This window comes from Paenibacillus validus NBRC 15382 (genome assembly GCF_004000985.1).
Taxonomy (GTDB): domain Bacteria; phylum Bacillota; class Bacilli; order Paenibacillales; family NBRC-103111; genus Paenibacillus_G; species Paenibacillus_G validus.
Window position 1 is genome coordinate 223,769 of sequence record NZ_BIMH01000002.1, and the last position, 8,971, is coordinate 232,739.

General features: G+C 52.5%; 2 protein-coding genes and 4 tRNA genes. All 6 read right to left on the bottom strand.

The genetic code is table 11. The annotated features are described in order from the left end of the window. Positions 1–37: 37 nt before the first annotated feature. Positions 38–5,743: a glycerophosphodiester phosphodiesterase family protein gene (locus tag PVA01S_RS02965; RefSeq protein WP_244932879.1), complete on the bottom strand. Its 5,706-nt coding sequence runs from the start codon at positions 5,741–5,743 to the stop codon at positions 38–40. Between the two features lie 313 nt (positions 5,744–6,056). Then, on the bottom strand, positions 6,057–8,264 hold the full coding sequence (locus PVA01S_RS02970; protein WP_127605035.1) for an ATP-dependent helicase: 2,208 nt from the start codon (positions 8,262–8,264) through the stop codon (positions 6,057–6,059). Positions 8,265–8,449: 185 nt separating this feature from the next. After that, positions 8,450–8,520 (bottom strand) — tRNA-Arg (locus tag PVA01S_RS02975). 3 nt (positions 8,521–8,523) lie between these two features. Beyond that, positions 8,524–8,600 (bottom strand) — tRNA-Pro (locus tag PVA01S_RS02980). Positions 8,601–8,763: 163 nt separating this feature from the next. Next, positions 8,764–8,840, bottom strand: a tRNA-Arg gene (locus PVA01S_RS02985). Positions 8,841–8,847: 7 nt separating this feature from the next. Then, positions 8,848–8,922: transfer RNA gene (locus PVA01S_RS02990), tRNA-Gln, on the bottom strand. Positions 8,923–8,971 lie beyond the last annotated feature (49 nt).

Sequence of the window (8,971 nt, forward strand, 5' to 3'; positions counted from 1 at the left end):
ATATCCAAACGTGGTGGGGACAGCTATCTGCCTTACGTTAGTTGGAGAAATCGATGGAACGAAGCATTCTGCTCAGCAGCACCGCGCTTTCCGCTCTCGTTCCCGTGCTTTCCGGCGCGAAACGATTCGCTGACACGCCGTTCACCATTTGCAGGCCCGCCAGTTTGGCCGTCGCTTCCCTCGCCCAAGCAGCAATCACCGATTCATCGGAGAAAGAGGCGTTGCCGGCGGCCGGATCTGCTGCGCGATAACCGGCAAACTGCATGGTCCGGTAAATCATGACGGCCATTTCCTGCCTCGAGATATAGCCGTAGGGGCGGAAGGTATCGTCTTCGTAACCGGTGACGAGCCCGTTAGCGGTCGCGGTATTTACCGCGCTCGCGAACCAGTCCCCCGGCTTGACGTCCTTGAACGTTGCGCCTGCCGGAGCTGCGGCGGCCAGCCCCAGCGATCTCACGAGCAGCGCGGCAAATTCGGCGCGCGTGACTTCCCGGTCCGGCGCGAATTTGTCGTCATCGACACCTTGAACAATCCATTTGGCGGCCATTCTCTCTACATCCTGTTTAGCCCAATGCCCGCTCAAATCGCTAAAGGTTACACGGCGGTCCAGAAGCATATAGGTGCTGTTGGACCTGCTGTACAGAGCCGCTTCGCCATCCGCAAGAGCAAACGGAACCGGCTGATACACGGTGTTTCCGTTCGCATCGGTTTCAACCCGCACAGCTGCCAGCGTCTGTTCATTCACCGGCCCGTTCAGCTTCATCGTTCTGGGCACATACCGGCTAAAGCTTGAGATTTCACTGCTGCTTCCATTCTCCGCCGCCGCCGTTAACTTGAATTCGATGGAGGCGAGCACCTGCAAGCCGTTCGCTTCGGCAGCCGATTTAGCCTTGTCATCCTTGGTCATCTGGACGGTTACATGGAGCTTGTCCGGCGATACTTCCAGCCTGGTCGCCCATGCCCTGACATCGATTTGCTCCAGTGGAAGCTGCCATGCACCCAGATTCGTCTTGAACACGACGGTGCTGCCCGCTTGCTGCGACTGAAGGACTTGAAGCGCTGACGGAGTTAACGAAATCATCGCTTGATCGATGTCTTCGCCTTCTTCCACGGCCTGCAGCGTAATGCTGCCTTGGTCGGCTCCGTTCACGGCGGCTCGAATCGCCGCGTCGTCGACTGTAGTTTGTGCGATTTTTCTGCCGTCTTCTTCTTTGACACGAATGCCATCGCCGGTTGATGGAGCGCCGGCAGACGGAGCAGGCGACGAAGTTCCGCCGCTCGATTCGTCGTCAGGCTGGGGCCGGAGTACGCTCAGCACATACTCTTTGGTCGTCGTGTTGTCGTCCGCCGTCACTTGAATCGCAATCCGGTTCGTTCCATACTTGAGCGCCGCCTCGTATACCGCGCCGCTTACGGTCGGGACACCATTCACTTTCAACGTCGCCCAGGCATCGGCGGCCGTTGGCGTTACCCGGATTGTGCTTACGCTGCGGCCAATCGTCCATTGATACGCTGTCGTATCCGGAGCAAATGCCGGCGTTAAGGTGCCCGCGCTCACCTCTAACCCTGCCAGATCGGCATTATGGGACTCCACATGAATGAGAACCGGCTGCGTATAGAGGTCGTACTTATTGTTGTCGTCGATAACAAACGAGTAGCGAAGCAAGGCATGCGCTCTGCCGGGCTTCTTCGCTGTAAGCATGCTGCCGTTCGCTTCTACCGTATCCAGTCCGTCCAACAATACGATGTCAGGCTGAACATCCTTTTGTTCACCCTTAAAGGTTACGATATAGGACGATAACGGAATGGTTTCGTTCTGCTGCAGGACGAACTTGTCATTCACCGGTTTGAGCGCAGCCGCCCAGTCTGAGGCCCAGTCCGCATAGTCGGTCGTAATGCCATAGACGCCGCTTTTAAAGATGTTGATGAAATCATTTTTGTTATTGTAGGTCCATGGGGATACGATCAACCCCCGGTGCTTCGCGGCCTCCAGGAAGTTTTTGTTCAGCTCCCTGTCATAGCCCGTATTAAAAGTAGCATTCAGCGGCTGGACAAGCATGAGCGCATCGCGCAAAGATTTTTGCGTATCGGCTTGCTTGACCGTACCGGCACTGACCAGTAAACCCAGCGGCATCTCCGGCATCAGCTGAGCCATCAATTTCAGTTGACTGGCATGAAAAGACATCGTATCGATCAGCGCCTCGGCATCCTGTTCCCTAATTACCCGGACGTAGGTGCCGACAGCGTTAGGGGTGCTTGTCTTGATCTCGGCCATAATCATTCTCCCGTGCGCTTTGGCCAGATCGATCTGCTCCTCCAGGGTCGGAATCTTCACGTCAGGGTAGCCCGCCGGCATCGGCTTGTTGGCATTGAGCGCCTTCAATTCCGCAAGCGTGTAATTTTCCGCATTCCCGGATCCGTTCGTCGTGCGGGTCAAATCGGTATCGTGTACGATAACCAAATGCCCGTCTTTGGAAAGATACATGTCGTTCTCGATAAAATCAGCGCCCGCCTGAATCGCCAGAAGGTTGCTTTCTATCGTATTCTCGGGAGCTTTGGTCGGCAATCCGCGATGGCCGATCATATACGGCTTGCGGATCAGCGTCAAGTCATGGGTATATACCTTGAAAGCGTCGAACGCCTTATCCGGCGAGTCGGTGACAATCCCGTTCACTCCGGCCGTAATCAGACGATGCATCGCGATGCTCTCGTCAGCCGCATTCGCCGTTTCCTTGGTCCAGATCGAGACCATCCGCTGTTGAAGGTAGTTCACATTGTCAGGCGTTGCGGCGCTCTGCGGCAGAAGCGCGATCTTGGCCAAGCTGGCCGTCGTTTGTCTGCGGATATCGATCAATCGATCTTCGGACCCATTCGTCTCCGATGTAAAATCGACGATACCGCGAATGATCGGATAAGCGGTTCTCGCTTTTTTGATCAAATCTCCGTTATTCGAAACAACAAAGGCGTCTTCAAGTCCGATGCTCTTTAAATACTCCGTCAACCGCTCAACGGAGAGCTCATCCTTCACGTAAAAGGCAGGAATCATCCTCGTTCCAATCGTGCCGAGAACCGAATCGAGACTGCCGATTTCCTTCTCGCCCGTCGGATTGGTCACCTTCAGGTCGCCGTTCACATGCAGAATGACCGTTGCCGGCAAGGTAGGACCGGTGAAGCCGGCCAAGTTCTCCAGACTTGTGATCTCCGCCACTACCGTAGGCGCCATCGCGATTTTCGTATCCGGCTCCGTCACCTGAACGAACCGGTCCGACGGATCCACGATAGCCGGAAGCGGAGTTTGCAGCAGGGTGACCCGGATATTGTCCACTTTCATTTTACTTCCGTCGGCTTGAAGTCCGATTCTTCCCTTCGCATAGCTGGTTGCCCGGTCGGTATCGATAACAAGCTGGCTGCCGATCCATTCCTGCACCCGGTTTCCATAGGCTAGTATCGTGTAATGGTACAGCTTATTCGGATTGATAGCTTCTGTGTACGATCCTTTTTCCATGACGTTCCAACCATTGGCAGGCGTCCGCTCCGCAAATTCGACGCCGTTGGCCGCCGTCGCATCCTGCCTGACCGCCATCTGGTAATACGGGTAATTATCGTTCTGAATTCTGTACATGATGGAATTCCATCTCGCTGTGTTATTGGCCGCCAGATGCGTAATGTCGGCTTCGATCTTGTAATTGCCGAAGGCCCCTAAATAATCGGGAAGCAGTACTCTCGAAGGGTTGTCGGGAGCCGCGCTTGCATCGATTTCAAATGCGCCGTTATTCACGGCCGCCGCGCCGGCAGTTGTCCCTTGTTTTCTTGTCCAGCCTTGCGGCAGCGTTCCGTTCGCAAGCGCGTCAAAATTTTCTTCATAGAGCACATAATCGCTGTCGCCGGCATTCTTGGCTACGACCCGTATGGACACTTGGACACCATCTTTTTCCGCGGTTACGGTGTACACGCCTTTTTGTTGTACCTTCATTGTGCCGCTATGAATCACGACAGCGGGATCGACGGAAGTCCAGTTTACTTCGCTTCCCTTCATCAGCCCCGATGTAAAATCGCTGTAGTCCGCACGCAGCGTTATCGAGTCGAGCTCGATCGGTTGACCCGCAGCGGCTGACAGCACATAACCGCTCTCGTGCTGAAGCGATACTACTTTGGCCCCGACTGCAGAAGGCGTTACCGTTATTTCCTGCGACCATTCGGCATCGGCGTAGATCGCCGTCACTTTCGCTTTACCCGGTTTGAGCGGATTGATTTGATTGTTTACGATTTTGATGACACTCTCATCCGATGTATACAACTTGAGCATCCCGGAAGGCACCGCTTCGGTAATACCGTCGGAGTAATATACACTGGCCGTCACATTAACCGCGCCAGACAGAGCCTCCATCGTAGGCGGCAGCGTCATATACAGGTTGTCGGCCGTAATTCGGGTCACTTTCAAGTTGTCGAACGAAACCTTGCTTTGGTCCGCTTGAAATCCGATTTTGCCTTTTTCCAAGAGCACATCTGACCCTAACGTTTGGTCCGTCAAAAGCGTAAAGTCGGCATCGGTTTTCGCTTTTATATATTCCTTGACGTTGTTCCCGAATACCCGGACTTTCAAGGTGTAGTCCTCATTTAACGTCAGCGGCTTCCACATGCCGGAAATCGGCGTCGGTGAAAACCAGTTTCCATCCGGTTTCCGATAAGCCATTTCATAAGTGCCGTTCTGCCGGACAGCCATTTGATCGTAAGGGACCTTGCCGTTAGAAGGCACACGGAACATGAGCGCCGCCCATCTTTGGGCATTCACCACGCCTTCGAATCTCATATCCGCTTCAATCTCATAATTGTCCCATTGAATGGGCGCGATGACCCGGGCCTGCTTCCCCGACGCCTTCCCGTCAAATAGCATTCTTCCGTTACCGTAGGTATCCTGCACAACTGTAAACGGGCTGCTGCCGCTGTTCACATCCGAGATCCAGCCGGGAGGAAGGCTGCCTGCCGCATAGCCGTCGAAATGTTCCTGAAGAAGAACAGGATTCACATCCCCCGAAACCGGGCTGCCGTCTACAAGCGTCACGACACCGTAGCCGCTCGTATCGTTCCAGAACGAGCTGGAGTTATAGGCGCTCCAATAGCTTGTCCGCTGCTGGCTTGTATCGTCGCCGTACCGGTCGGTTGTGCCGATCTCCAAACCGAGCCGCTTGTTCAGCATAGGGTCAAAATGAAGCATGTCCCAAGGAACCGCCACTTCAAGCGACCAGCCGGAAGCTGTCGTTTGAATCGCCCTTAATATCTTCTTCTCATCCTTGCCGCTGTGATTGCTCAGCGCAGCCCCGAATTGCAGCTTCGGCGTCGTCGTTCCCGGCTGATACATCAAGCCGATCTGCATGTCGCCCTCGGCAAACGGCGCAGACTGATGCTGTGTCGGATCCAGAAAAATGTTCACGCCATCCTGCTCGAACCAATACCCGGAGCCATTATGAATCAAATTCGCGTCATCGGACTTCACGCCGATATATAAATAACGGTTATCCCACAGTAGGCCAAAGCGGGATTCCTGGAACCCCCCTTCCCCTATCCGTCTGTCCAAACGCTCATTGATGCTCCAGATGGATTCATCGAGCTTGCCGTCAATGACAGGAGCATGCCGCGTTTTGTTCACGTCGAGCGTTTTTCTTCCCGCGTCTGCCGCTTGAGCTTGCTCTGGCAGCACGCTAAGCTGGAGCATGCCGCTTAATAAAGCGACGATGATCCACATATGGAATAACTTCCTATACCTGTTCATTTCCCTCATCCCTTTCATCCTTGGTCAGACTGCTTGTTCATCAAAGCGCGGCGGCCTTACCACCCCTCCCGCACACAGTTTCGGAAAGCACAAAAAAACCCTTCATCCAGCAAACGAAACCGGAGAGTCTTTACTTGACGACTCATCCAATTGCTGCAATGAAGGGTTTTCTCCTTGTCTCCTACCCTTGTCTATTCGGTTCGTATAAGGAACTCACATTTCTATTTTTACTTTACCAGCGCATTGTTTCCGGAATGTCATCCGCATGCGAAGAGATTGTAAAGATTCATCCCGGCTCCAGGAGCCCCATTTCCAAGCAAGCTTTAACCGAAAGCTTCTTAACCTCGGCCTGAAAGCGAATGTCCATTCGTTCCCCCGACAGCTGGACGATTTCCCCCCGCCCCCAAGACCGGTGCTGAACCGTCAGCCCTATTTTCAGTTGAGCCGCGCTCGTTATCGCATTCGGGTTGAAGGGAACCGCGGGCTTTACCGTATTTGCCTGGACGGACGCTTCCTGTTTGGGCAGCGGCTTGTCGGGCGTGACGATGCTGCGAACGTCCGCAACAAACGGAGATTCTTTTACTTTTTCGCCATCCCTTTTTTGATACGTAAGCAGCTCCAGTTCCCTTTTCGCCCGGGTCATGCCGACGTAGAATAAACGGACGGCTTCCTCCAAGAGGGCCTGATTCCCTCCGGCCTTTTTCTCCATGTCCGCGGAAGCGGGCAGGATGCCGTCGATCAGATCGATCATATATACCCGCTCGAACTCCAGACCTTTTGCACTGTGAAGGGTGGAGAAGGTCACCGCATTGTGGTCCTTATTGGACTTTGAGCTTTTCATCAGAGACGCCAAGTGCTTCAGCCGCTTCGCAAAATCTTCCATCGTTTCGAGCGTATCCGCGATCGCTTCCAGCGTGTTCAGAATACCGGTCAAGTATTCCTTGCTGAATCCCAGCCTTTCACACATCTTGTCGATGGCTTTCTCGTAGCCAAGCCGGTTTCGAATTACCCGGATTGCCTCAAGCGGCGGCATGCCTTTCATCTGTTGCAAGGTTTCTTTGACTTCCTGCACCTGTTTACGCTGATAATCTTGCAGCGGGACGTAGTTCAGCAAATTATCAAAGACGGATTCGTTATTGTCGATTCCCTTCAGTACCGCCATCTGCTGCTTGGTAATATACCCGTTAAGCTTGGTATGAATTTCTTCCATAATATCAACGCGCTTGTCCGTAAAGGTCATTCGCATGAAGTTCAAGATGTCTTTCACGACCCAATGAGAGAAAAAACGAATGTCAGCATCCTTCATATAAAAGGGAATCCCCGCGCGGTCAAATTCGTTCATCAAAGGAATGGAAGAGGAATGATTTCGATACAGCACCGCCACATCGCGAAGACTTTCAACCTTTTGGATTTCCTGGACCAAGTATTTCGTCTGATAAGGGTAATCGGCAAAGCTCCTGATTCGGATCGGCTTATGCGATGAGTTGTGAGTAAACATGTTCTTATCGTACCGATTTTTGTTTCGTTTTATGAATTGGTTGGCCGCTTTCACAATATGTTGCGATGACCTGTAGTTTTGCTCCATGAAGAGCGTAACGGCATTCGGGTACACTTGCCTGAAGTTAAGCAAATAGGCAGGCTCCGCGCCTCTCCAGCTGTAAATGGATTGATCATCGTCGGCTACGACACACAGATTGCCATGTTCCCTTACCAGCTTCTCGACAATGGCGTGCTGTACCATCGACGTGTCCTGACTTTCATCGGTCAGCACATAATCGTACCTTTGCTGATATTTGCGCAGCAGCTCCCGATCCCTCTCCAACACCTCGTTCGCGATGGTCAGCATATCGTCGTAATCAATCAGCAGCTTGCTCGAGCCTAACCGTTTATAAGTCTCATATTCCCACAGGATTCGCCCCGCTTCCTTCACATTACATGGAACGTTCGACCATTCGTCTTCAGGAATCATTTTGTTCTTGATGAAGCTAATGTAGGTGGTGAGCTCGTCCATTTGATCATCGGTGATGTTTTCGCGGGCGATCGTTTTATACAAATGCCGTAAAATAAACTTCTTATGTAAAGGCGGACTATCGGAATCCAAATCGCCCAGTTCTTCCAAGCTGATGTCGCCTTCAATGATTTGATAGGCCGTCCTCGTTTTACGGAAATGCTCCCGAACGACCTCGAAGGCCATGCTGTGAATCGTAGAAAAATCAACCGGCGGAAGATCAGGGAAAAAACGTTTAAACCGCTCTTTCATATCCGCCGCTGACGCGCGGCTGAATGTAATCGCCTTAATGCGGGACGGGACAACTCCCTTCTCTTCAATGAGGTAGCCGATCCGCATGATGACCGTGGTCGTTTTCCCGGATCCCGGAGAGGCCAGAAGAAGCAAGGCTCCCTCCGTTTGAAGAACTGCCTGCTTCTGGACGTTATTTAAAGAAACTCCGTTTTGTTTGATGTTTCGGGTAAAAAAATCGTCACTTGCTTTCATATCCGACAAACCCTTTCAACTAAATCAAATGCCGCATCACATGGTTAGGACACTTACGAGACTATTATAGCATCTCCTTCTAATAGGATCCCGGCTCTCTCCCCGGCATAAACAAAAAACGAAAGCCCGGATGATGAAGGGCTTTCGTTTTTCACTCTTCGTACACTGATCTCTACGGATCGATAAGCGTTTGACGGGAATCGAACCCATTCCGCCAGCTCAGAAGGCTGGAATTCTTCCATTGAACTACATACGCATATGGTCGGGACGACACGATTCGAACATGCGACCCCCTGGTCCCAAACCAGGTGCTCTACCAAGCTGAGCTACGTCCCGAGATAAAATGGCCTGTTGGAGCACACTTTGTAACTCGGTAAAGATGAATGGCGTGCCCTGAGAGATGCGGCTTTTAGCCGACTGCGCTTTCGAAGCGCAGCTCCGACGAACTCTAACGTTCGAATCTAAATCTCAGCACACTTTGTAACTCGGTGAAGATGAATGGCGTGCCCTGAGAGATTCGAACTCCCGACCTTTTGATTCGTAGTCAAACGCTCTATCCGGCTAAGCTAAGGGCACATGGCAATGGCTGGGGATCTAGGATTCGAACCTAGGCATGACGGAGTCAAAGTCCGTTGCCTTACCGCTTGGCTAATCCCCACTGCTTGCTGAAGTCACTTTCATAGAAAAAGCTCACCCAGGGTGAGCTT

Bases quoted from the DNA above. Each gene is read 5' to 3' on its own strand.
- PVA01S_RS02965 (WP_244932879.1), bottom strand. From the start codon at position 5,743: ATGTGGATCATCGTCGCTTTATTAAGCGGCATGCTCCAGCTTAGCGTG.
- PVA01S_RS02970 (WP_127605035.1), bottom strand. From the start codon at position 8,264: ATGAAAGCAAGTGACGATTTTTTTACCCGAAACATCAAACAAAACGGA.